Source organism: Microbacterium sp. NRRL B-14842 (genome assembly GCF_050470785.1).
In genome coordinates this window covers 1-24,217 of record NZ_JBFLUM010000059.1, presented here as the reverse complement: position 1 = coordinate 24,217, position 24,217 = coordinate 1, and the positions used below count along the sequence as shown (strand labels likewise).

The window sequence follows — 24,217 nt, the reverse complement described above, 5'->3', positions numbered from 1 at the left end:
TCGACTCGAGCTGGTCGAAGTTCGGGGCCTTGCGGTGGATCGGCCAGCGCTCGGTGACCTCGATGGTCTCGCCGGGCTCGAGGTTCAGCACCTCGCCGATCACGTTGAAGACCTTGCCCTTGGTCACGTCGCCGACGGGGACCGAGATGGCCTCACCGGTGTCGCGCACCTCCTGACCGCGGACGATGCCGTCGGTCGGCTTCAGGGCGATGGCGCGGACCAGGTCGTCGCCGAGGTGCTGCGCGACCTCGAGCGTGATCTCGGTGGACTCCTCGCCCATCACGATGGTGGTCTTCAGGCGTTGTAGATGTCGGGGATCGAGTCGTGCGGGAACTCGATGTCGACAACCGGACCGTTGACGCGGGCGACGCGCCCGACGACCGCGGTCGCCGGCTGCTCAGCCGTGCGGTGGTGGTCATTTCTTCGTCTCTTTCCTGAGGGTCTGTCAGCTCGATGCGAGAGCGTCGGCGCCACCGACGATCTCGGCGATCTGCTGGGTGATCTCGGCCTGACGCGCGTTGTTGCGCAGGCGGGTGTAGTCGGTGATGAGCTTGTCGGCGTTGTCGCTGGCCGACTTCATCGCCTTCTGCGTCGCGGCCTGCTTGGCGGCGGACGACTGCAGGAGGGCGTTGAAGACGCGGCTCTGGATGTACACCGGCAGGATCGCGTCGAGCACCGTCTCGGCGTCGGGCTCGAACTCGTACAGCGGGTAGACGGTGCTGCCCGCCTCCGAGTCGTCGGCCTCCGCGATCTCCAGCGGCAGCAGGCGCACGGACTCCGGCGACTGCGTCATCATGCTGACGAAGCGGTTGTACACGAGGTGGATCTCGTCGACGCCGCCGTCCTCGCCGCCACGGTTGAAGGCCTCGAGAAGCGTCTGCGAGATCTCCTCCGCCGTGTGGAACGAGGGGGTGTCGGTGTCGCCGGTCCACTCTGCAGCGGCCGCGATGCGACGGAACTGGAAGTACCCGACGGCCTTGCGGCCCACGAGGTAGAACACCGGCTCCTTGCCCTGCTCGCGCAGGAGCTCCGCCACCTCGAGACCCTCACGGAGGATCTGCGAGTTGAAGGCTCCGGCGAGACCGCGGTCCGACGAGAAGATCACGACCGCGGAGCGGCGGATCGTCTCGGGCTCGCGGGTGAGCGGGTGGTCGACGTTCGAGTGCGTCGCGACGGCGGACACGGCCCTCGTCACGGCCCGCGCGAAGGGGGTGGACGCCTTGACGCGTGCCATCGCCTTCTGGATGCGCGAAGCCGCGATGAGTTCCATCGCCTTCGTGATCTTCTTGGTCGTCTGAGCAGAAGAGATCTTCTGCTTGTAGACCCTGAGTTGAGCGCCCATGAATCAGTACCTCACGCGGTTACGCGCGACGACCCTTGACGATCTTCTCCTGGTTGACGTCCTCGGCCTCGGCCGCAGCGTGCTCCTCGTGGCCAGGGGCGCCGATGGCGTGGCCCTTGCCGCCCTGGAACTCCAGGAGGAAGTTGTCGGTCTGCTTGTCGAGCTCGGCGACGGTGGCGTCGTCCAGCACGTTGGTCTCCCGCAGACTGTCGAGCACCTTCGTGTTGCGACGCAGGTAGTCGAGCAGCTCGCGCTCGAACCGCAGCACGTCCTCGACCTCGATCGAGTCGAGCTTGCCGTTGGTGCCGGCCCAGATCGAGACGACCTGCTCCTCCACCGGGTACGGCGAGTACTGCGGCTGCTTGAGCAGCTCGGTCAGACGGGCACCGCGCGAGAGCTGACGACGCGAAGCGGCGTCGAGGTCCGATGCGAACATCGCGAACGCCTCGAGCGAGCGGTACTGCGCCAGCTCCAGCTTCAACGTTCCGGAGACCTTCTTGATCGACTTCACCCTGAGCGTCACCACCGACACGCGACACCGAGATACCCACGTCGACCGCAGGACGCTGGTTGGCGTTGAAGAGGTCGGACTGCAGGAAGATCTGGCCGTCGGTGATCGAGATCACGTTGGTCGGGATGTACGCCGAGACGTCGTTCGCCTTGGTCTCGATGATCGGAAGACCGGTCATCGAACCCGCCACCGAGCTCGTCGGACAGCTTCGGCGCACCGCTCGAGCAGACGGGAGTGCAGGTAGAAGACGTCGCCAGGGTAGGCCTCGCGGCCCGGCGGGCGGCGCAGCAGCAGGGAGACGGCACGGTAGGCCTCGGCCTGCTTCGACAGGTCGTCGAAGATGATGAGGACGTGCTTGCCGCCGTACATCCAGTGCTGGCCGATGGCCGAACCGGTGTACGGAGCGAGGTACTTGAAGCCGGCGGGGTCGGACGCCGGAGCCGCCACGATGGTGGTGTACTCCAGAGCGCCGGCCTCCTCGAGCGCGCCCTTCACCGAAGCGATGGTCGAGCCCTTCTGACCGATGGCGACGTAGATGCAGCGGACCTGCTTGTTGACGTCGCCGGACTCCCAGTTGGCCTTCTGGTTGATGATCGTGTCGATCGCGATGGCCGTCTTGCCGGTCTGGCGGTCGCCGATGATGAGCTGGCGCTGGCCGCGGCCGACCGGGATCATCGCGTCGATGGCCTTGATGCCGGTCTGCATCGGCTCGTGGACCGACTTGCGCTGCATGACGCCGGGGGCCTGGAGCTCGAGCTCGCGGACACCCTCGGTCGCGATCGCGCCGAGGCCGTCGATCGGGTTGCCGAGCGGGTCGACAACACGGCCGAGGTAGCCGTCGCCGACCGGGACGGAGAGGACCTCACCCGTGCGGGTGACTTCCTGACCGGCCTCGATGCCGGTGAAGTCGCCGAGGACGACGACACCGATCTCGTGCTCGTCGAGGTTCAGCGCGAGACCCTTGGTGCCGTCGGCGAAGGTCACGAGCTCGTTCGCCATCACGCCGGGAAGTCCCTCGACGTGAGCGATGCCGTCGGCGGCGTCGATGACGGTGCCGACCTCGGTCGCCGCGGCCCCGGTGGGCTCGTACGCGGCGGCGAAATCCTTCAGCGCGTCACGGATGACGTCGGGGCTGATCGATAGTTCTGCCATTGTCTTCCCTTTGTATCTGGGTGCGCGGTTCCCCGCGCGAAGTCGTGTTAGCCCGCGAGCTTCTGGCGAAGGTCGGCGAGTCGTGCGGAGATGCTGCCGTCGATGACGTCATCGGCGATCTGCACACGCAGGCCTCCGACAACGCTGGGGTCGATGACGACGTTGAGGGACACCTGGCCGCCGTATCGCTGCGAGAGCGTCTGGCCGAGTCGCGTGCGCTGCGCGTCGCTGAGCTCGGTCGCCGTGTGCACCGTGGCCACGAGGCGACCGCGCTGGTTCGAGACGATACGCATCGCCCGGCTCAGCAGCTGCCGCACCCGGCGCTCGCGCGGCTGACGCACGAGGGACGTGACGATGAGGGCTGTCGGAGCGCTGGCGGAGGCATCGACGAGGAGACGCTCAACCAGGGCGGCCTTGGCGTCCTCTCCCCCTAGCCGGCTGCCGAGCGCGAGCTCGAGCTCCGGGTTCGCCGCGATCACCCGCGAGAAGCCGAAGAGCTCGCCCTCGATGTCCGCGCCGGGCTCGGCGATGGTCGCCGCCCGGATCGCGAGCTCCTCGAGACCGTCGATCAGCTCGGAGGCGTTCGACCAGCGTTCGGCGACAGCGGTGCGCAGGACATCCTGCGCGCGGAGCCGTACTGCCCGAACACCGCGGACACGACGTTCTGCCGCGCCGAGGTCGGAGCCGAGGGGGTCAGCCAGCGCGCCGCTCAGCTTGAGACGATTCGCCCACGGCCCGCGCGGCCGCGAACAGCTCGCGCGCGGTCTCGAGGGTGACGTCCTTCGCTGCGGCAAGCGTCTGAGTGGATGGCCGCGAGTGCCTGAGCGGTCGCGCTGCCCATTACGACTGCCCGCCCGGGACCTGAGCCTGTCGAAGGTCGGATGCTTCGAGATCGGCGAGGAAGCGGTCGACCACGGCGGCCGCGCGGGCGTCGTCGGAGAGCGTCTCGCCGACCACGCCGCCGGCGAGGTCCAGAGCGAGCGAGCCGACCTCGCTGCGCAGGGAGACGAGAGCCGTCTGGCGCTCTGCCTCGATCTGCGTGTGCCGGTGGCGGTCAGACGCGCGGCCTCGCTGGCTGCGGTCTCCTTCGCCTCGGCGATGATCTTCTTGCCGTCCTCACGGGCGGCCTCACGGATCTCACCGGCCTCGGTGCGTGCCTCGGCCAGCTGTCGGGTGTACTCCTCGAGAGCCGCTTCCGCCTGCTTCTGCGCCTCATCGGCCTTGGCGATGTTGCCCTCGATGGCGGCGGACCGCTCGTCGAGCATCTTCGTCAGACGAGGAAGGGCGACCTTCCACACGACGGCGAGATGTATGAGGAACCAGAAGCCCGACCAGATGATGTCGTACCACGCGGGGATCAGCGGGTTGTTCGCCGCCTCACCCTCAGCCGCGAGGTTCGTGACAAGAGCGTTCAGCATCCTGTCTCCTTCAGAAGTCGGTGGGGATTACGGAAGGGGATGAATCCGACGGCGATTGCCGACGAACGCAAGCGCCTCGGTGAAGGCGATACCGATCCACATGAGGACCTGCAGGCGACCGGCCAGCTCGGGCTGACGGGCGACGCCCTCGATGGTCTTGCCGACCACGATGCCCACAACCGATGGCCGGGCCGATGGCCGCGAGGCCGTAGCCGACCGCCGCGAGGTGGCCGTTGATTTCAGCGAGAACCGTAGTTGCGTCCACGGGTTTTTCCTTTCGTTGGGTGGGAGGGCTGTTGCCCGCCCGCTCAGTGCTCTTCTGCGACGCGAGCTGGATGTAGACCGCGGTGAGGACGGTGAAGACGTAGGCCTGCAGGACGGCGACCAGGATCTCGAAGAGAGTGAAGGCACCGCCGAAGGCGAGGGTTCCGATACCGAGGGCAGCCCAGCCGCCGCCCGCGGTGAAGAAGAAGAACTGGGTCGCCGCGAAGCAGAGGACCAGGATCATGTGGCCGACGACGAGGTTCATCAGCAGTCGCAGGGTGAGGGTCACCGGGCGGATGATGAACGTCGAGATGAGCTCGATCGGCGTGACGATGAAGTAGACCGGCCACGGCACGCCGGACGGGAAGAGCGCATTCTTGAAGAAGTTCTTCGGGCTCTTCTTGATGCCGGCGTAGATGAACGTGACGTAGCTGACCACGGCGAGCGTGAGCGGCACCGCGATGATCGCCGTTCCCGGCATGTTCAGGAACGGGATGATTCCCGTCACGTTCATGAACAGCACCATGAAGAAGATCGTGGTGAGGATCGGCAGGAAGCGGTCGCCGTCCTTGCGGCCGAGCAGGTCGTGCGCGATGCCGCCGCGGACGAAGCCGAGGCCCATCTCGACGAGGCTCTGGAACCGGCCGGGCACGACCTTCATGCGGCGGGTGCCGAGCCAGAGGATCAGGACGACGGCGATCACCGAGAGCAACTGGATCAGGTGGATCCGGTTGACCGGGATGGGTCCGACGTGGAAGAGGATCTCCGGGAAGAACTCATCGATCGAAGGGCCGTGGAACTCGCCATCAGAGGACGCGAGTCGGGGGGTCAGGGTCGCAGCAAGATTAAACAGCGCGGGCTCCAGCTTCGGGGCACCGGTCAGAACCGGGGCGACGATGGTCGGTGTGCTACACAGCGCAAGCGCTCGCGGGCGAGCGGCGGGCACTCCTCAACACTATCAGAATCCAAGGGTGCCCTAAGACCGCGGGGCCGCGTCCGCAGGGCCGTCGGAGGCATCGTTCACCACTCCGGGGGCGCGGTCCTCCGGCACCTCGGTGGGCAGCGTGGTGTCGCTGACGTTCGGCAGCCGCATCTGGGTGAGAACGACGACGTCGATGATGAGGGACATGAGCACCCCCGCGACGATCGACAGGAAGAACACCATCGGCTCGATCCACGGCTGTCCGGCGAGCAGGATCATCACGACGACGAAGACCCCGAGCTTCAGCAGCCACCCGCCCAGCACGATCGCGAAGAAGAGCTGCACGTACAGCGGATCGCCGTACCACCGGTTGGCGATGAGGATGCTCAGCCCGGTGATCCCGAGGAACAGCGCGGCGAGGAGGACACCGAGGAGACCGCTGACCAGCCCCTCCCCCTGCGCGACGGCGAAGCCGATCCCGCCGGCGACGAGCGCCAGCACGACGGTGGCCACCGCCGACCAGACGAGGGTGCGACGCAGGATCGGGGTGCTGGAAACGGGGCTCGGACTCATCGGGGCTCCAGGGGGATCGGGTCGGGCGCGACGCCCGCGGCGGTCTTGCGTCGGCGGGTGGGACTCAGGGTGATGACGAGGCATGCGGCGATGCCGACGACCCCGAACGCGACACCCGGAAGGTACTGGCCGGGCCAGTCCTCTCGGGCGCCGACGTACATCAGGAGGACGGCGAGGGAGATGACGGCCGTCCAGGCGTAGAAGATCAGGACCGCGTCGCGGTCGCGGTGGCCGAGGTCGAGCATCCGGTGATGCAGGTGCTTGCGGTCCGGCGAGAACGGCGATCGCCCCGCGCTCATCCGACGCAGCACGGCGAGGCCGAAGTCCAGTAGCGGGAGGAGCACGACCAGCAACGGGAGCAGGATGGGCAGGAAGGCGCCGACCAGCTGCGAACGTCCCAGGCGCTCCGGGTCCAGGGCGGACGGATCCATCTGCCCGGTGATCGCGATGGCCGAGGTCGCCATGAGTAGACCGATCACGAGAGCACCGGAGTCGCCCATGAACAGCTTCGCCGGGCTCCAGTTCAGCGGAAGGAAACCGAGGCAGGCGCCGATGAGGACCGCGGCGAGGAACGTGGAGAGGTTGAAGTAGCTCGACGCCCCCGAGTCCCGCGTGAAGATGTACGAGTACGCGAAGAAGACGCCGTTCGAGATCAGGCAGACGCCGGCGACGAGACCGTCGAGACCGTCGATGAAGTTCACGGCGTTCATGACGATCACGATCGCGAACATGGTGATCGTGATGCTCAGCCAGCTCGACACGACGATCAGGTCGCCGAACGGCAGGGAGAGGATCTGCAGGCCGCCGCCCACCGTGATGATGCCGGCGGCGAGGAACTGCGCGCCCAGCTTGATCATCCAGTCGATGTCCCAGAGGTCGTCCATGACCCCGATCACGGCGATGAGCAGAGCGGCCGCGAGGATCGACCACATGGTCTGCGGCGGCGTCCAGATGCTCTGGAAGAACGGGTTGACGGCCGAGACCGCGAAGGCGGCGACGATGCCGAGGAAGATCGCGACGCCGCCGAGTCGGGGCGTGGGCGTGGTGTGCACGTCGCGTTCGCGGATGCCGGGATACAGCTTGAAGCGGAGGCTCAGCCGCCACACCGCCCAGGTCAGCACGAAGGTGATCGCGGCGGTGACGATGATCGTGAAGAGGTACTGCTTCACGAATCCTCGTCCTGCGGGTCCGGCTCGAGCAGGTCGCCCAGGACCTCGCGCAGCTGCTCCCTGGTCACGACGCCGTCCCGCAGGATCCGGACGACGCCCTGCTCGGCGTCACCCGCGCGGCGGACGAGCGAGGTCGCATCGATGATCGTGGACGCGACGCCGTCCTTGCTCATGCCGTCGTCCAGATACACCGCGACGCTGTCGCCCAGCATCTTCTCCGCGTCGAGCGCGGAGATCGCTGCCGCCTTGCCGGTGAGGTTGGCACTGGACACCGCGAGCGGTCCGGTCTCGGCCAGCAGCTCGAGCACCACCCGCCCCTCGGGCATGCGGACGGCGACCGTGCCCTTGGTCTCCCCCAGATCCCACACCAGCGAGGGCTGCGCCGGCAGCACGATCGTGAGCCCCCCGGGCCAGAACGCGTCGACGAGACGCTGGACGGGCTCCGGAACAGCCTCCGCGAGGGCCGTCAGCGTCTCCTTCGTGCCGACGAGCACGGGCGGCGGCTGATTGCGGCCGCGACCCTTGGCGTCCAGGAGGCGCTGCACCGCAGGCGGCGAGAAGGCGTCGGCGGCGACGCCGTAGACGGTGTCGGTGGGGATGACGATGAGGTCGCCGCGGCCGATCGCCTGGCGCGCATTGCGCATCCCGGCGAGCAGCTGCGCCTCGTCGCTGCAGTCGAAGATGGGGGACATGACGGTTCGATTCTACGCGGCGCGGGTTCGGGACGAGCTCGACGTCTGCTGATCAGGGGCGGACGGCGGTGGTGGCGCGGTCGCGCAGCGTCAGATCGCGATGGGTGGCTGCGGCCCGCCATCCGTCAGCCGCGAGCAGCTCGCGGATCGGGGAGCCCTGCAGTTCTCCGTGCTCGATCACCAGCGTGCCCCCCGGCCGCAGCAGACGCAGAGCCCTGGTGCTGAGCACACGGACGACGTCCAGCCCGTCCTCTCCGCCGTAGAGCGCGAGGGCGGGGTCGAACAGCCGGACCTCGGGGTCGCGCGGGATCGCCTGAGCGGGGACGTACGGAGGGTTCGAGATGACGACCGCGGCTGTGCCGTCCAGTTCGGGGAAGGCATCGGCGAGATCGGACAGCACGAGCGTGAGGTTCTCGACACCCTCGACGTTGCGACGGGCCCAGACATGGGCCTCCGGGGAGATCTCCGCGGCGTACACCCGGGCGTGCGGCACCTCGGTCGCCATCGCGAGCGCGATCGCCCCGCTGCCCGTGCCGAGATCGACGCCGATGGGGGACGGATCGCCCGATCCCAGAAGGGCGTCGATCGCATACTGCGCCACGGTCTCCGTCTCGGGCCGGGGGACGAAGACACCAGGGCCCACCGCGAGCTCCAGATGCCGGAACGGTGCGGTGCCGGTGAGATGCTGCAGGGGCTCACGGCCTGCGCGTCGGGCGACGAGCGCGTCCAAGGCGGTCGCGTCGTCGTCGTCGAGCCTGTCGCCCCGGACGATGGCCGCCTGCACCTCCCCGCGGCGCTGTCCTCGGACGTGTCCGGCGAGCAGCTCGGCGTCGACGAGGGGGTCGGGCACGCCGGCGTCGGCGAGACGCTGCGCCGCGGCGCGCACGGCCGCAGCGAGGGAGAGGTCGGGCATGGCTCCAGCGTAGAGTGCGCGCACGTCACAATGCCCCGTCCCCCCTCGGGCTCGCCTAGGCTGGATCGGCAGCGCACCCGCACAGGAAGGGCTCCCCCATGTCCGGCATCCACCCCGACATCACCACCGCTTTCGGCAACACGCCGCTCGTCCGCCTCAACCGCGTGACCGAGGGCCTCGGCGCCACCGTGCTCGCCAAGCTCGAGTACTACAACCCTGCGTCCAGCGTGAAGGACCGCATCGGCATCGCCATGATCAATGCGGCGGAGGCCGCGGGTGAGCTCTCCCCCGGCGGCACCATCGTGGAGTCCACGAGCGGCAACACCGGCATCGCCCTCGCCATGGTCGGCGCCGCCCGCGGCTACCGTGTCATCCTCACGATGCCCGCCTCGATGTCGAAGGAGCGCCGTGTGCTGCTCAAGGCGTTCGGCGCGGAGATCGTCCTCACCGACCCCACCAAGGGCATGAAGGGCGCGATCGAGGAGGTCAAGCGCATCGTCGACGAGACCCCTGGCGCGGTCTGGATCCGCCAGTTCGAGAACGCGGCGAATCCGCAGATCCACCGCGAGACCACGGCGCAGGAGATCCTCCGGGACACCGACGGCGCGGTCGACATCTTCATCGCCGGCGTCGGCACGGGCGGGACGGTCACCGGCACAGGCCAGGCGCTGAAGGCGGCGAAACCCGAGGTCCAGGTCATCGCCGTCGAGCCGAAGGACTCCCCCGTCCTCACCGAGGGGCACCCCGGACCGCACAAGATCCAGGGCATCGGCCCGAACTTCGTGCCCGACGTGCTCGACCGCGAGGTGCTCGACGAGATCATCACGGCGGAGTTCGAGGACTCGCTGCGCGTTGCCCGCGAGCTCGCGGCGAAGGAGGGTCTGCTGGTCGGCATGTCGTCCGGTGCCGCCGTGTCGGCGGCCCTGACCGTCGCCGCGCGCCCGGAGAACGCCGGCAAGACCATCGTCGTGATCATCCCGGACACCGGCGAGCGGTACCTCTCCACCGCCCTGTTCGAGGGCCTGCGCGAGGACTGAGGTCGCCGATGGGCATGATCGGGCGAATGCGCGAGGACATCGCCGCCGCGCGCCTTCGCGATCCGGCCGCGCGCACGGCGATCGAGGTGGCACTGCTCTACCCCGGCCTGCACGCCATCTGGGCGCACCGCGTCTCGCACGCGCTGTGGCGGCGGCGCCTCCGGCTCCTCGCGCGCGCCGGGTCGCAGATCTCCCGGTGGCTGACCGGCGTCGAGATCCACCCCGGAGCCCGGATCGGCCGGCGCTTCTTCATCGACCACGGCATGGGCGTCGTCATCGGCGAGACAGCGGAGATCGGCGATGACGTGCTGATGTACCACGGCGTGACGCTCGGGGGCCGGACACGGGACGTCGGCAAGCGGCACCCCACCCTGCAGGACGGCGTCGCCGTGGGCGCAGGGGCGAAGATCCTCGGCGCCGTCACGGTCGGAGCCCGTTCCGTCGTGGGCGCCAACGCCGTGGTCACCAAGGACGCACCCGCCGACAGCGTGCTCGTCGGCGTTCCCGCGAAGCCGCGCCAGCGGACCGCCGGAGAGGACACCAGGGCCCTGCTGACCGCCCCGGACTACTCCATCTGACGCTCGCCCCGCGGCCGGTGACCTTCGTCACTGCGCGACGAAGAACGGGACGGCGCCGACCAGGATGCCGATCCCCAGCATCACGAGCGACACGATGGCCGCGCGCCACAGCACCTTCCGGTGGTGGTCTCCGAGGTTCACCCCGGCGAGCGAGACCAGCAGCAGGATCGCGGGGACCAGCGGACTCTGCAGGTGCACCGGCTGCCCGGTGATCGAGGCCCTGGCCATCTCGACCGGATCGATGCCGAAGTTCGCGGCGCTCTGTGCGAGCACGGGGAGGATGCCGAAGTAGAAGGCGTCGTTCGACATGAAGAACGTGAACGGGATGGACAGCACGCCCGTGATCGGGGCGAGGAACGGTCCGAGCGCGGGTGGCAGCACGGTGGTGATCCAGGTCGCCATCGCGTCGACCATTCCGGTGCCGGAGAGGACTCCCACGAGGACGCCGGCCGCGATGACCATCGATACGACGCCGACGATGCTCGGGGCGTGCGCGACGATCTCCGCCGCCTGATCCTTGATGCCGCGGAAGTTGACGACGAGGGCGACGCCGGCCCCGACCATGAACACGTAGGGCAGCGGAAGGATGTCGACGACCAGGAGCACCATGACGGCGACGGTCAGCAGGAGGTTGAACCAGATCAGCCGCGGGCGCAGGGTGGGGCGGGCCGGATCGAGCATGGTGTCGGCCATCGCCGTGTCCGCGGGGTCGACGCTCCCGGCCGCGACCGGGGCGTGCCCGCCGGCGACGACGACGAGGTTGCCGGTGCGCAGCGAGGCGCGCGCGCCCGGCTTGAGCTCGGCGCCGCGGAAGATGCGGGGCACGGAGGCGAGCACACCGCCGTCGGCTCCGGTGAGCCGCCCGTCCGCATCGATCCGCCCCAGACGACGCCGCTCCCCCAGGCCGAGCAGCCAGGCGAAGCCGAGCGTCACGACGATGCCCGCGCCCAGCGCCGGAAGCATCGGCACGAAGATCTCCGTCGGCTGCACGCCGAGCGCGGTCGCGGCGCGCACGGTCGGTCCGCCCCAGGGGACGATGTTGAGCGTGCCGTTCATGAGGCCGGCGACGCAGGTGAGGACGACGGGGCTCATGCCGAGGCGCAGGTAGATGGGCAGCATCGCGGAGGTCGTGATGATGAAGGTCGTCGAGCCGTCGCCGTCGAGGGACACGGCGCCGGCGAGGATCGCGGTCCCGAGCACCACCTTCGCCGGGTCATCGCCGAGCAACCGCGTGATCAACCGGATGAGCGGGTCGAAGAGGCCGACGTCGATCATGATGCCGAAGAACATGATGGCGAACATCAGCAGCGCCGCCGTGGGCGCCATGGTGCCGATCGAGTCGAGGATCATGTCGCCCAGGCCGAGACCCGCCCCCGCGAACAGCCCGAAGACGGTGGGCACCAGGATCAGCGCCACCATGGGCGTGAGGCGCTTGGTCATGATCAGCGTCATGAACACGAGGACCATCGTGAAGCCGAGGATGACGAGCACCCCCTCCGGCGGCACGAAGGCCACGTCGTAGGTGGGTGCCTCCTCGGCGGCAGCGATCAGCGCGGTCGATGCGTGGAACATGCGTGACTCCTTCGTCGTCGCTCCGTCATCGCTGACGGATCCTGACGAGGCTAGGCAATCCGGAGACGCGGAGCGCGGTATGCCGCATTCCCGGCTGTTGTGCGCGTACCGTGACTTCTGCGCATATTGCGCGTCGGGAGCGAGGTGACGATGTCCACGGAGAAGCGGGTCCGGTTCGCGACCCGCGCCCTGTTGCTGCATCTCGCCGCCGTCGCCCTCGTCGTGACGCTGTGCACGGGCGTGTATCTCGCGCTCGCGGTCCAGCAGCTGCGCCGAGGCGGAGTCGACGGCACTCGGCATCGCCAGGACCCTGGCGGAGGACGCGCAGGTGCGGGAGACGGTGACCGCCATCTCCGCGTCGGACGACGAGCCGGATGCGGCCGCGCTGCGCGACGGGGAGCTGCAGCAGGTCTCCGCCGCCGTCATGGCGCGCACCGGGGCTCTGTTCGTGGTGATCACGGACGACCACGGCATCCGCCTCGCCCACCCCCTGCCGTCGCGGATCGGCGAAGTGGTGAGCACCCCGTTCGCCGAGGTGCTGGCGGGCCACGAGGTGGTCGACTGGCAGACCGGCACGCTCGGCGAGTCGGCACGCGCGAAGGTGCCGGTGCGGGACGATACCGGCACGCCGGTCGGCGAGATCAGCGTCGGGTTCGAGCGCACCGGGGTCTTCGACGACCTCCCGCCCGTGCTCGCCGCGATCGGGCTGACGGCCGCCGGCGCGCTCGCGCTCGCGCTCGCGACCTTCCTTCTCCTCCGCCGCCGCTGGGAGCGGTTGACCCTCGGCGTGCAGCCCGAGGAGCTGGTCGCCCTCGTGCAGAACCAGACGGCGGTGCTGAACGGTGTCGGCGACGGCGTGCTCGCGGTCGATCAGGACGGTGTCGTGCGGGTGAGCAATGCCGCGGCGGATCGGCTCCTCGGGCTCCACGACCCGGTCGGCCGCCGCGTGGGCGAGCTCCCGCTGCCACCCGTCGTACGGGACACGGCCACGGGAGCCCGCGAGCGTGCGGAGGCGGTCGTCGGCGACCGGGTGCTCTATCTCGAGTCGAGCGCGGTGCGGCGCGACGGGCAGGAACTCGGTGACGTGCTGATCGTGCGCGACCGCACCGACCTCATCGCCCTGACCGAGCGGCTGGAGGCCGTGCGCACGATGACCTCAGCACTGCGCGTCCAGCGCCACGAGTTCGCCAACCGCCTGCACGTGGCTGCGGGCCTCATCGACGCCGGCCGTGTCGCCGACGCGCGCGCCTTCCTCGACGAGCTGGTGAGCCGTGGTCCCGTGTCGTTCCCCGTCGCCGGCCTCGACCTCGTGGGCGATCCGTTCCTGCACGCCTTCCTGGGAGCCAAGGGCGTGGAGGCCGCCGAACGGGGCGTCGCCCTGCGGATCGCGGAGGACACGCAGCTGATCGGCACCGTGCGTCGGGTGGAGGACGTGGCGAGCGTGCTCGGCAATCTCGTCGACAACGCGATCGCCGCCGCCGTCACGGGCACGAGGGACCCGCGGTGGGTCGAGGTCTCCGCGCTGAGCGACGGCGGCGCGCTCGTCGTCACCGTCTCCGACTCCGGCGCCGGTATCCGGGAGCCCGACCTCCGAGCGCCCGCCGACGACGCGGGAAGCGAGGATCGCGTGCACGGGCACGGTATCGGCCTGCCCCTGGCCACGGAGATCGCCCGTCGGAGCGGCGGCGACCTCTGGATCATCGACCCCGGCGGCACCGGCCACGGCGCGGTGTTCGCCGCCCGCATCGGAGATGCCGTCGACCCCACTCCGCATCTCTCGAAGGAGGACCTGTGACGGAACCGCTGCGGGCGCTCATCCTCGACGACGACTTCCGGGTGGCCGACCTGCATCGGGCGGTCGTGGACGACCATCCCGGATACACCGTGACCGGGACCGCGCGGTCCTGTGGCGAGGCTCGCGACCTCGTGCGCTCGACACGCCCCGACCTGCTGCTCGCCGACGTCTACCTCCCCGACGGCGACGGCATCGGACTCGTCCGCGAGGTCGGGGTGGACGCGATCCTCATCTCCGCCGCGGACGACGCGCCCACCGTGCGACGAGCCCTGCGGGCCGGCGCGATCGGCTATCTCGTGAAACCGTTCGACCGTCGCGGACTGACCGGCCTCCTCGACCGGTACCTGCGCTATCGCAACCTGCTCGCGGGTGAGCGGCCCCTCACGCAGGAGGACGTGGACCGGGCGCTCGCGATCCTGCACGGCGGCGGTGAGCCGGTGTCCCTATCGCGCTCGGCCACCGAGCAGCGCGTGCTCGCAGCGCTCGGAGACGGCGAGGCCTCGGCCGCGGAGGTCGCCGAGCGGGTCGGCATCTCACGGGCCACCGCGCAACGGCACCTCGCGGCACTCGCCGCACGGACGATCGTCGAGGTGCGGCTGCGGTACGGATCGACCGGACGGCCCGAGCACCGGTACGCGACGCGCACGTGACGCGGTGGGCGGCCGCTCAGCCCTCGGAGCCGACGGCGGCGAGGCGCGCTTCTTCGTCGGCGGCGATGGCGCTCTCGATGATGGGGTCGAGCGCACCGTCCATGACCTGATCGAGGTTGTACGCCTTGAACCCCGTCCGGTGATCCGCGATCCGGTTCTCCGGGAAGTTGTAGGTACGGATGCGCTCCGAGCGGTCCATGCCGCGGATCTGCGACTTGCGCGCGTCGGAGGCTGCTGCGTCGAGCTCCTCCTGCTGCTTGGCGAGCAGTCGGGCGCGCAACACGCGCATCGCGGCCTCACGGTTCTGCAACTGCGACTTCTCGTTCTGCATCGACACGACGATGCCGGTCGGCACGTGGGTGATCCGGACCGCGGAGTCGGTGGTGTTCACCGACTGGCCGCCGGGGCCCGATGAACGGAACACGTCGATCTTCAGATCGTTCTGATCGATCTGGATCTCCTCGGGCTCGTCCACCTCGGGGAACACGAGCACGCCGGTCGTGGACGTGTGGATGCGTCCCTGCGACTCCGTGGCCGGCACCCGCTGCACGCGGTGCACGCCGCCCTCGTACTTCAGGTGCGCCCAGACGCCCTGTGCAGGGTCAGACGAGGAGCCCTTGATGGCGACCTGGACGTCCTTGTAGCCGCCGAGGTCGGACTCGTTGCGCTCGAGCAGCTCGGTCTTCCACCCCTTGGACGCGGCGTACTGCACGTACATGCGCAGCAGATCCGCCGCGAACAACGCCGACTCGGCGCCGCCCTCCCCCGCCTTGATCTCCATGATCACGTCGCGGGCGTCGTCGGGGTCGCGCGGGATGAGGAGTCGTCGGAGGCGCTCCTGCGCGGTCTGCACGCCCTCCTCCAACGCGGGGACCTCGGCGGCGAACGCCTCGTCCTCCCTGGCGAGCTCGCGTGCCGCCTCCAGATCATCGACGGCGCCCGTCCACGCCTCGTGCGCCGCGACGATGCGTGACAGCTCGGCGTACCGACGGTTGACACGCTTGGCGCGGGCCGCGTCGGCGTGCACCGCCGGGTCGGAGAGTTCCTCCTGGACCCGGCGATGCTCGTCGATCAGAGTCTGGACGGACTCGAACACGTCGGGCCTCAGCGGATGTTGTTGTCGTGCCCGTGGGCGCCCGAGGGCAGCGTCGGGATCGACTTCTGCATCTGAACGAGGAACTCCACGTTGGAGTGGGTCTCCTTGAGCTTGCCGAGCACGACCTCCAGCGCCTGCTGCGGGTCGAGGCCGGCGAGAGCGCGGCGCAGCTTCCAGGTGATCTTGACCTCGTCGGCGGAGAGGAGCATCTCCTCGCGGCGGGTGCTGGACGCGTTCACGTCCACCGCCGGGAAGATGCGCTTGTCGGCGAGCTGGCGGGACAGGCGCAGCTCGCTGTTGCCGGTGCCCTTGAACTCCTCGAAGATGACCTCGTCCATCTTGGAGCCGGTCTCGACGAGCGCGGTGGCGAGGATCGTGAGGGATCCGCCGTTCTCGATGTTGCGGGCGGCACCGAAGAAGCGCTTCGGCGGGTAGAGCGCGGATGCGTCGACGCCACCGGTGAGGACGCGGCCGGACGCCGGAGCGGCCAGGTTGTACGCGCGTCCGAGGCGGGTGATCGAGTCGAGCAGCACGACCACGTCGCGGCCCAGCTCGACGAGGCGCTTGGCGCGCTCGATCGCGAGCTCGGCGACCGTCGTGTGGTCTTCCGCGGGACGGTCGAAGGTGGAGGCGATGACCTCGCCCTTCACCGTGCGCTCCATGTCGGTGACCTCTTCGGGGCGCTCGTCGACGAGTACGACCATGAGGTGCACCTCGGGGTTGTTCTGCGCGATCGCGTTGGCGATCTGCTGCAGGACGATCGTCTTGCCGGCCTTGGGCGGCGCGACGATCAGGCCGCGCTGGCCCTTGCCGATCGGTGCGACGAGGTCGATGATGCGCTGCGTCAGCTTCTCCGGAGCCGTCTCCAGGCGCAGACGCTCCTGCGGGTAGAGCGGCGTGAGCTTGCCGAACTCCACGCGGGTGGCCGCGTCGTCGACCGAGAGGCCGTTGATGGAGTCGACCTTGACGAGGGCGTTGTACTTCTGGCGGCCCTGCTGCTCGCCTTCGCGCGGCTGCTTGATGGAGCCGACGACCGCGTCGCCCTTGCGGAGGTTGTACTTCTTGACCTGGCCGAGCGAGACGTAGACGTCGCTGGGCCCGGCGAGGTAGCCGGTGGTGCGCACGAAGGCGTAGTTGTCGAGCACGTCGAGGATGCCGGCGATCGGGATGAGGACGTCGTCCTCGGTGATCTCGGTCTCGAACTCGTCGACAGGGCCGGCGCCGCGACGCTTGTTGCGCTGACGGTTGCGCCCGTTGCCGTTGCCGGACTGGTCGTCGTCGGCCGGTGCGTTCTGCGCCTGCTCCTGACCGCCGCCCTGCCCGCGGCCGCGGTTGCGGTTGCGGTTGCGGCTGCGGCCTCGACCACCCTGCTCGTCGCCGTTGTCTCCCTCGCCGGACGCGTCCTTCGCGGGGGCGTCCGCCTCGGCCTCGTTCTTCGCGGCAGCGCCGTCGTTCTTCGGCTCGTTCTTCGCCGCGTCGTTCTTGGTGCGGCCGCCCTGGGCGGTGCCCGCGTCGGCCGTCTCGGTCGCGCCGTCGGCCGGTGCCGCCTCGGCCTTCTCGGTCTTCGCCTCGGGGGCCTCGGCGTCCGCCTTCTTCGTGCGACGGCCGCGTCCGGACTTCGGGGCCTCGGCCGGTGCCTCGGCGGCCTCGGCAGCAGGCGCCGGCTCGGCGGCGGCGGTCTCGGCGGGGGCCTCGGCGTCCGCCTTCTTCGCGCGGGTGCGGCGCGGAGCCTTCGCCTTGGGCGCGGCTTCTGCCCCCTCGGCGGAGTCGCCGGCAGCGGCGGGAGCATCGGCGGTGCCGGACTCCTCCGCCTTGGCGGCCTTGGCAGCGGCCGTCGCGGTGCTCGCCCGGCGCGGCGCGCGCTTCTTGGCCGGAGCGGACTCGGTCGCCTGCGCGGCGACGGGGGCGTCGGCGGTCGGAGCCGCCTGATCGTTCTGGGTCTCGGAGAGGTTCTCCACGAGTACTCCCTTATAGGTCATGGGAAATGAGCGTGAACGCGCACAACGGGTGCTGCGCACGATCGCACGGGCTGACGCTCGGCGTCAGCCAGCCTCGGCACTTGGGCCTCAGGGGTTTGCGTGCGGGTCTTGCAAGAGATGCAATGGGGCCAGATTCACGAATGCTACGTGGAGCCCTCCGCTCGATCCCCCACTGTACCACCACGGACGTCGACGGCGAGCAGGAGCGCCTCCCACGGGGTGTCGGTCACCCGATTGGCCACCTCGACGGCGTCCAGGCGACTGCCCGGACCGTCCGCGAGGACGAGCACACTGGGGCCGGCGCCGGAGACGACGGCGGCGAATCCGGCGGCCCGCAGCGCCTGCACGAGGCGCTGCGTCTCGGGCATGGCGCCGGCGCGGTAGTCCTGGTGCAGGCGGTCGGCGGTCGCGTCCAGCAGCAGCTCCGGGCTCTGCATCAGCGCCGCGATGAGCAGAGCCGACCGGGACACGTTGAACACGGCGTCGGCCGTGGAGACGTGCGGCGGCTGCAGCGAGCGGGCCTGCGAGGTCGACATCGTGTACGCGGGGACGAGGACCAGGGGCGAGACGCCCCGATGCACGAGGAGCTTCTTGTGCTGCGGACCCCGCTCCCCCATCCACGCGATCGTGAGCCCGCCGAACAGCGCGGGCGCCACGTTGTCCGGGTGGCCCTCGAGCTCGGTCGCGAGGCGCAGCAGATCGGTGTCGGAGAGGTCGACGTCGCCGGCCAGCAGCCCCTTCGCCGCGAGCACGCCGGCAGCGACGGCCGCACCGGAGGACCCCAGGCCGCGGCCGTGCGGGACCGCGTTCTCGGCCACGATGCGCAGGCCGGGCATCGGCCTGCCGACGTCCGCGAAGACGTAGGCGATCGTCCGGACGATGAGGTTGGACGCATCCCGGGGGATGTCGGCGGCGCCCGAACCGGAGACCTCGATCTCGAGCTCCCCCTCCGGCAGAGCGGTCACCTCGAGACGGTCGTAGATGCTCAGCGCCAGGCCGAGCGTGTCGAAGCCGGGGCCGAGGTTGGCGCTCGTCGCCGGCACCGTCACCTCGACCGTGCGGCCGATGCGGGCGCCGTGCTCCTCGGGAGCGGGAGCCGTAGCCGTCACCGTGGTCACTCGCCTTCCACCCGGAGGACGGACACCACACGGGCGACGACGTCGCTGTCGCCCAGCACGTCCACCGTGTCGCTGAGGGCCTGCTCGGTCGCACGGTGCGTGCCGATGATGAGGCGAGCGGTCGGCTCGTCCTCACCCTCGACGGTCTGGACGACGGTCGCGACGGACACTCCGCCGTCGCTGAGGATGCCCGCCACGGTCGCGAGCACGCCGGGGGCGTCGGAGACCTCGAGGGTGATCTGGTACCGCGTGGTGACGTGGCCGATGGGCACGACGGGGAGATTCGCCCGGGTGGACTCGCCCACGCCGACGCCGCCCGCGATATGCCGACGCGCAGCGGAGACGACGTCGCCGAGGACGGCCGAGGCCGTCTGCACGCCGCCGGCGCCCGCCCCGTAGAACATGAGAGAGCCGGCGGCCTCCGCCTCGACGAAGACGGCGTTGTTGGCACCGTGCACGGAGGCGAGCGGGTGGGACACGGGGACGAGTGCCGGGTAGACCCGCACCGAGATGGACTCGGCGCCGTTCGCCTCGATCCGCTCGCAGACGGCGAGCAGCTTGATGACGAAGCCGGCCGCGCGGGCCTCCTCGATCATCGACGCGGTGATCGAGGTGATGCCCTCGCGATGCACCGCCTCCAGCGGCACCGCGGTGTGGAAAGCGAGGCTGGCGAGGATCGCGGCCTTCTGCGCGGCGTCGTAGCCCTCCACGTCGGCGGTGGGGTCGGCCTCCGCATACCCCAGGCGCTGCGCGTCGGCGAGCACGTCGGCGAAGTCGGCGCCCTCGGTGTCCATCCGGTCGAGGATGTAGTTCGTGGTGCCGTTGACGATGCCCATGATGCGCACGACGCGGTCGCCGGCGAGCGAGTCGCGCAGCGGACGGATGATCGGGATGGCGCCGGCGGCCGCCGCCTCGTAGTACACCGATGCGCCGACGCGATCCGCGGCCTCGAACAGCTCCGGCCCGTGGGTCGCCAGCAGCGCCTTGTTGGCGGTGACCACGTCGGCGCCGGAGCCGACGGCCTGGAGGATGTTGGTGCGGGCGGGCTCGATCCCGCCGATCAGCTCGATCACGATGTCGGCGCCGAGGATGAGCGACTCGGCATCGGTCGTGAAGAGCTCCTTCGGCAGCTCGACGTCGCGGGGCGCGTCGAGGTTGCGCACCGCGATGCCCGCCAGCTCCAGCGCGGCACCCGCGCGGTCGGCCAGCTCGTCGCCGTGGCGGAGCAGGAGGGCCGCCACCTGGGAGCCGACGGCTCCGGCGCCCAGCAGCGCCACGCGAAGTCGTCTGTAGTCAGTCATGGGTGCTCCTTCTGGGGTGGGTCATCGTGCTCCCTCGGGGGCGTGCGCCCCGTCGATGCCCGCGTCGCGGGCCAGCAGGTCGTGGACGGTCTCTCCGCGGACGATCACCCGCGAGCGGCCCTCGCGCACCGCCACGATCGGCGGCCGCGGGACGTGGTTGTAGTTGCTCGCGAGAGAGGCGCAGTACGCGCCCGTCGCGGGCACCGCGAGCAGGTCCCCCGGGGTGACGTCGCCGGGCAGATATTCGTGATCGACGACGATGTCGCCGGACTCGCAGTGCTTGCCGACCACCCGGCTCAACTGCGGGTCGCCCGTTCCCGCGCGCGAGGCCAGGCGGGCGGAGTAGCTGGCGCCGTAGAGGGCCGTGCGGGCGTTGTCACTCATCCCGCCGTCGACGCTGACGTAACGCCGGGTCGCCCCCGAGGCGACCGTGACGTCCTTCGTCGTGCCGACCTCGTAGAGCGTCACGCCCGCGGTGCCGACGATCGCGCGCCCGGGCTCGAACGACAGCGCCGGCACGGGGATGCCGCGCGCCGCGCAGCCCTCGGCCACCGCCGCGACGATGCCGCCGGCGAGCTCGTCGATGGGGGTGGGGTCGTCGATGCGGGTGTAGGCGATGCCGAACCCGCCGCCGAGGTTCAGCTGCGGCACGGGGCCGTCCTCGAGGAGGGCGGCGTGCAGTTCGAGCACGCGGGAGGCGGACTCGCGGAAGCCGGCCACGCCGAAGATCTGGGAGCCGATGTGGCAGTGCAGTCCGGCGAACTCCAGCCCGGGGATCTCGCGGATCCGTGCCACGGCGACCTCCGCCTCGGCGAGCGGGAAGCCGAACTTCTGGTCCTCGTGCGCCGTGGCGAGGAAGTCGTGGGTCTCGGCGTGGACGCCGCTGATGACCCGGACCATGACGCGCTGCACGGCGTCGGTGCGGGCGGTGATGGCGGCCAGGCGCTCGATCTCGATCGCGCTGTCGACGACGATCGTCCCCACGCCGAGGGCGACCGCGCGCTCGAGCTCGGCGACCGACTTGTTGTTGCCGTGGAAGCCGAGCGAGGCCGGAGCGACCCCCGCGGCGAGGGCGACTTCGAGCTCGCCGCCGGTGCACACGTCGATGCGGAGCCCCTCGTCGACGACCCACCGGGCGACCGTCGTGCACAGGAACGCCTTGCCCGCGTAGTACACCTGCGCGGTCGTGCCGTGGGCGGAGGCGGCGCGGTCGAAAGCGTCGCGGAAGGCCCTGGCGCGGCGGCGCACCTCGTCTTCGTCGAGCACGAGGAGCGGCGTGCCGTAGGCCCGGACGAGCTCCGGCGCCGTCACACCCGCCAGCACGAGGGCTCCGTCCTCGTCGCGCTCCGTGGAGGACGGCCAGACCCCGACCGCGAGATCGTTCGGGTCGTCGGGGACGACGAGCCAATCCGGAGCGAGCGTGGCGGCAGAGTCGAGCACGGAACACCAATCGTGGGACGGATCTCGGGCGGAGGCGCACATCGAGTTGCCCCGATTCTAGGGCACCCCCTGTCCCCGCCTGGTCATGGTGACACGCCGCGTCAACCCCCTGGGGAGGGGTGCCGAGCGGCTCATAGGGTGGGGGCGTGGCAGACACCGACACGCGAGACTCCGAGAACCGTTCCGCAGCCCCGGCCCGACCGGGACTCGTCGCCCGCATCACGGGACCGGTGATCGCTTGGGCCCTGGCCCGGCGCCCGGTCAGGGCGGTGCTGCTGTACTCCGAGCGCCGCGGTCCGATGCTCGCCGACAGCGTGACCTACCGGGCCCTGTTCAGCGTCTTCGCCGGCGTGCTCCTCGGCTTCTCCCTCGCGGCCCTCTGGCTCTCCGGAAACCCGGAGGCCTGGCGCGCGATCATCGACGCCGTGCAGTCCGCGGTCCCCGGGCTCATCGGCGAGGGCGGTGTCATCGATACGAAGGACCTCCGGACTCCGGCGTCGTTCTCGATCGCCGGCATCATCTCCCTCGTCGCGCTGGTCGGTGCCGCGCTCGGCGCCATCGGCTCGCTCCGCACGGCCATCCGGACCATCGCCGGCACGATCCAGGCGGACATCCTGTGGATCTGGGTCATCGTCCGCAACCTGCTTCTCGGCATCGGCATCGGCCTCGCGTTCGTGCTCGCCGCCGGGATCACCTTCATCGGACAGCTCGGGGTGACCTGGATCGGCGACCTGCTCGGGGTGCCGTCGGATTCCCCTCTGCTCGCCTGGACGGTCCGGATCCTGTCGCTCCTCGTGGTGTTCATCCTCGACGCGGCCCTGATCGTGGGCGCCTTCCTCCTGCTGTCCGGCGTCCGACCCGCTGCGCGGTCGTTGTGGAGCGGCGCCTTCCTCGGCGCCTTCGGCCTGATCGTGCTGCAGCAGCTCTCCGGGCTCTTCGTCGGCGGTGCGACGAGCAACCCCCTGCTCGCCTCGTTCGCCTCGCTCCTCGCGCTGCTGATCTGGCTCCAGCTGTCCACCCAGGTCATCCTCGTCTCGTGCGCCTACATCGTCACGGCCGAGGAGGAGCGCGGTGACCGCCTGCACGAGCGGTTCGGCGCACGCACGTTCGTCCAGCGGCGGCTGCAGCGCGCCGAGGTGGACGTCAAGATCGCCACGGCCGAGCTGCGCGACGCCCAGCGCGCGGCGGCCGAGGAGAACGGCACCGCCGAGAAAAAGTGACCTTCCTCGTTGTGACCGCAATCGATATGGTGGTCACAACGAGAGGGGGCGCATGTCCGCACCACGACGGCACACCGTGACCGTTCCCGGCGCGCGGGTGTCGGTCGCGGAATGGTGCCCCGCGGCGGAGACGCAGCCGCCCGTGCTCCTTCTGCACGGCGGCGGCGCCGACAGTGCAGAACTCTCCTGGGGCGAGGTCGGACCGGCGTTGGCGGCCGCCGGACACCGCGTCGTGGCACCGGACCACCCCGGGTTCGGACGCAGTCCGCGCCTCGAAGCGCCGCTGACGCAGGAGCGCCTGGTGCAGTACGTCGGCGACCTCGTCGATGCCCTCGACCTGCAGGCCTACGTCGTCGGCGGACTCTCCCTGGGTGCCGGGTTGGCGTTGGGCCACCTCCTCGACCGCCCGGACGCTGCGCTCTCCGCCGCCCTCCTCGGCAGCTACGGGCTGATGCCACAGCTGACGGACGGACGCCTCGGTGCCCTCTCGCACCTGTCGACATTCCTGCTCCTGCGTTCGGGGCTGCTCGGCGCCATGACACGCGCCTACGCGCGCGACCGGAAGGCGATGATGCGCGGCCTCCAGGATCTCGTGCACTCCCCGGACGCCCGCAACCCGGCTCTCGTCGATGCGGTGCTCGCCGAGGCAGCGACAGGATCGGGTCTCACGACGTTCGGCGACTGGCAGCGGGATCAGGTGCGACCGCTGCGACTCCGCACCGACTACCGCGACCGGCTCGCCGAGATCCGGGTCCCCGTCCTGCTCGTGCACGGCGACCGGGATTCCGGCGTGCCTCTTCGGAGGATCGAGGAGGCGGCGGACGCGCTGCCGGCCGGCCGGCTCCTGGTGGCACCGGGAGCCGGACACTGGGTGCAACGCGACCGCCCCGACCTCGTGATCCCCGCCCTCCGGGACTGGTTCGCCCGAGGCTCCGATGCCTAGGCCGCTCGTGCCCGACCGGCGCGCCCGCATCCTCGATGCCGCGGAGCGGATGGTGCTGACCGACGGGTTCGATGCCATGAGCGTCGCCGCGATCGCACGCGCGGCCGGCATCGGCAAGGGCGCGGTCTACCTGGAGTTCGCGGCGAAGCGCGACATCCTCGACGCGCTGCTCCAGCGCGGCACGTCTCGGATCGCCGATGCGGTCGCCCGTACCGCAGGACCGCAGCCCTCGCTCAGTGCCCTCTACCGCGCCACAGCTGCTGCCCTGCTCGGCGACGAGCTCATGACGGCCGCGTTCCTCGACGACGCGGGAATGCTCGGTGCGCACGTCGCCGCGCAGCCACCCGCCCGGTACCGGAGGCGTCACGAACAGGTCGTCGCCGGGATCCGTGAGCTGCAGGAGCAGGGCCGGATCGTGCCGGACGTGGAGCCCGAGGCCCTGGCTCTCGCGTTGTCCGGTGCCACGCTCGGCCTGCTCTCCGCGGCCCGCACCCTGGGGCCCCTCGATCGCGCGACGCTGGAGAGCGCCATC

19 protein-coding genes and 5 pseudogenes are annotated in these 24,217 nt (G+C 70.3%); 7 read left to right on the top strand and 17 right to left on the bottom strand.

Annotation, left to right across the window (positions count from 1 at the left end):
• The 11 genes and pseudogenes from AB1285_RS23690 to prmC all read right to left on the bottom strand — a co-directional run.
• Positions 1 to 339: pseudogene (locus AB1285_RS23690) on the bottom strand (F0F1 ATP synthase subunit beta); the annotation flags it as partial.
• A 106-nt stretch (positions 340 to 445) separates the two neighbouring features.
• Positions 446 to 1,342, bottom strand: coding sequence for a F0F1 ATP synthase subunit gamma (locus AB1285_RS23685; RefSeq protein WP_187663821.1), 897 nt, complete (start codon positions 1,340 to 1,342; stop codon positions 446 to 448).
• Between the two features lie 19 nt (positions 1,343 to 1,361).
• Positions 1,362 to 3,005, bottom strand: a pseudogene (atpA, locus tag AB1285_RS23680) (F0F1 ATP synthase subunit alpha).
• 47 nt (positions 3,006 to 3,052) lie between these two features.
• Positions 3,053 to 3,898 (bottom strand): ATP synthase F1 subunit delta, encoded by an 846-nt coding sequence (gene atpH, locus AB1285_RS23675; RefSeq protein ID WP_429977970.1) that lies wholly within the window; start codon positions 3,896 to 3,898, stop codon positions 3,053 to 3,055.
• Positions 3,846 to 4,423: pseudogene (locus AB1285_RS23670) on the bottom strand (F0F1 ATP synthase subunit B). The gene atpH and the pseudogene AB1285_RS23670 overlap by 53 nt, the downstream one beginning before the upstream one ends.
• Positions 4,417 to 4,688, bottom strand: a pseudogene (gene atpE / locus AB1285_RS23665) (F0F1 ATP synthase subunit C). Before atpE ends, AB1285_RS23670 begins: the two co-directional pseudogenes overlap by 7 nt.
• Positions 4,689 to 4,731: 43 nt before the next feature.
• Positions 4,732 to 5,552, bottom strand: a pseudogene (gene atpB, locus AB1285_RS23660) (F0F1 ATP synthase subunit A).
• A gap of 111 nt (positions 5,553 to 5,663) precedes the next feature.
• On the bottom strand, positions 5,664 to 6,182 hold the full coding sequence (locus AB1285_RS23655) for a hypothetical protein (protein WP_370428767.1): 519 nt from the start codon (positions 6,180 to 6,182) through the stop codon (positions 5,664 to 5,666).
• Entirely contained in the window at positions 6,179 to 7,351 is a 1,173-nt protein-coding gene (locus AB1285_RS23650) for an MraY family glycosyltransferase (RefSeq protein WP_370428766.1), read from the bottom strand. The genes AB1285_RS23655 and AB1285_RS23650 overlap by 4 nt, the downstream gene beginning before the upstream one ends.
• Positions 7,348 to 8,043 carry an L-threonylcarbamoyladenylate synthase gene (locus AB1285_RS23645; protein WP_187663817.1) on the bottom strand — a complete coding sequence of 232 codons (696 nt, stop codon included), beginning with the start codon at positions 8,041 to 8,043 and terminating at the stop codon, positions 7,348 to 7,350. The genes AB1285_RS23650 and AB1285_RS23645 overlap by 4 nt, the downstream gene beginning before the upstream one ends.
• A 52-nt stretch (positions 8,044 to 8,095) precedes the next feature.
• Positions 8,096 to 8,956 carry a peptide chain release factor N(5)-glutamine methyltransferase gene (prmC, locus tag AB1285_RS23640; RefSeq protein WP_187663816.1) on the bottom strand — a complete coding sequence of 287 codons (861 nt, stop codon included), beginning with the start codon at positions 8,954 to 8,956 and terminating at the stop codon, positions 8,096 to 8,098.
• Positions 8,957 to 9,054: 98 nt separating this feature from the next.
• On the opposite strand from prmC, the gene cysK reads away from it, so the two are divergent.
• Together cysK and epsC are read left to right on the top strand one after the other, a co-directional pair.
• A complete protein-coding gene (gene cysK, locus AB1285_RS23635; protein ID WP_370428765.1) occupies positions 9,055 to 9,993 on the top strand; it encodes a cysteine synthase A in 939 nt (312 codons plus the stop codon).
• 8 nt (positions 9,994 to 10,001) lie between these two features.
• On the top strand, positions 10,002 to 10,571 hold the full coding sequence (gene epsC / locus AB1285_RS23630) for a serine O-acetyltransferase EpsC (protein ID WP_292797914.1): 570 nt from the start codon (positions 10,002 to 10,004) through the stop codon (positions 10,569 to 10,571).
• 27 nt (positions 10,572 to 10,598) lie between these two features.
• Here the strand turns inward: epsC and AB1285_RS23625 are convergent, their stop codons facing one another.
• Complete coding sequence (locus AB1285_RS23625; protein WP_370428764.1) at positions 10,599 to 12,143, bottom strand: CitMHS family transporter; 1,545 nt, start codon at positions 12,141 to 12,143, stop codon at positions 10,599 to 10,601.
• A gap of 328 nt (positions 12,144 to 12,471) precedes the next feature.
• On the opposite strand from AB1285_RS23625, the gene AB1285_RS23620 reads away from it, so the two are divergent.
• Complete coding sequence (locus tag AB1285_RS23620; protein WP_429977462.1) at positions 12,472 to 13,938, top strand: ATP-binding protein; 1,467 nt, start codon at positions 12,472 to 12,474, stop codon at positions 13,936 to 13,938.
• Positions 13,935 to 14,588, top strand: coding sequence for a response regulator (locus AB1285_RS23615; protein ID WP_280568498.1), 654 nt, complete (start codon positions 13,935 to 13,937; stop codon positions 14,586 to 14,588). The genes AB1285_RS23620 and AB1285_RS23615 overlap by 4 nt, the downstream gene beginning before the upstream one ends.
• Before the next feature lie 16 nt (positions 14,589 to 14,604).
• On the opposite strand, the gene prfA is transcribed toward AB1285_RS23615, so the two are convergent.
• From prfA to lysA, 5 genes are all read right to left on the bottom strand, one after another.
• Positions 14,605 to 15,684, bottom strand: coding sequence for a peptide chain release factor 1 (gene prfA, locus AB1285_RS23610; RefSeq protein ID WP_268776475.1), 1,080 nt, complete (start codon positions 15,682 to 15,684; stop codon positions 14,605 to 14,607).
• An 8-nt stretch (positions 15,685 to 15,692) separates the two neighbouring features.
• A complete protein-coding gene (gene rho, locus AB1285_RS23605; RefSeq protein ID WP_363332875.1) occupies positions 15,693 to 17,642 on the bottom strand; it encodes a transcription termination factor Rho in 1,950 nt (649 codons plus the stop codon).
• Between the two features lie 164 nt (positions 17,643 to 17,806).
• Entirely contained in the window at positions 17,807 to 18,772 is a 966-nt protein-coding gene (gene thrB / locus AB1285_RS23600; RefSeq protein WP_292796784.1) for a homoserine kinase, read from the bottom strand.
• Positions 18,773 to 18,777: 5 nt separating this feature from the next.
• Positions 18,778 to 20,082: a homoserine dehydrogenase gene (locus tag AB1285_RS23595; RefSeq protein ID WP_370428762.1), complete on the bottom strand. Its 1,305-nt coding sequence runs from the start codon at positions 20,080 to 20,082 to the stop codon at positions 18,778 to 18,780.
• A 21-nt stretch (positions 20,083 to 20,103) separates the two neighbouring features.
• Positions 20,104 to 21,522, bottom strand: a complete 1,419-nt coding sequence (gene lysA / locus AB1285_RS23590) for a diaminopimelate decarboxylase (protein ID WP_259954977.1) — start codon at positions 21,520 to 21,522, stop codon at positions 20,104 to 20,106.
• Positions 21,523 to 21,668: 146 nt separating this feature from the next.
• Between lysA and AB1285_RS23585 the strand changes: the two genes are divergently transcribed.
• From AB1285_RS23585 to AB1285_RS23575, 3 genes are all read left to right on the top strand, one after another.
• Complete coding sequence (locus AB1285_RS23585; protein ID WP_292796638.1) at positions 21,669 to 22,742, top strand: YihY/virulence factor BrkB family protein; 1,074 nt, start codon at positions 21,669 to 21,671, stop codon at positions 22,740 to 22,742.
• 52 nt (positions 22,743 to 22,794) lie between these two features.
• Positions 22,795 to 23,685, top strand: a complete 891-nt coding sequence (locus AB1285_RS23580; RefSeq protein ID WP_370428761.1) for an alpha/beta fold hydrolase — start codon at positions 22,795 to 22,797, stop codon at positions 23,683 to 23,685.
• The coding region (locus tag AB1285_RS23575) for a TetR/AcrR family transcriptional regulator (protein ID WP_429977969.1) at positions 23,678 to 24,217 on the top strand (540 nt) is incomplete at its 3' end. The genes AB1285_RS23580 and AB1285_RS23575, both read left to right, overlap by 8 nt.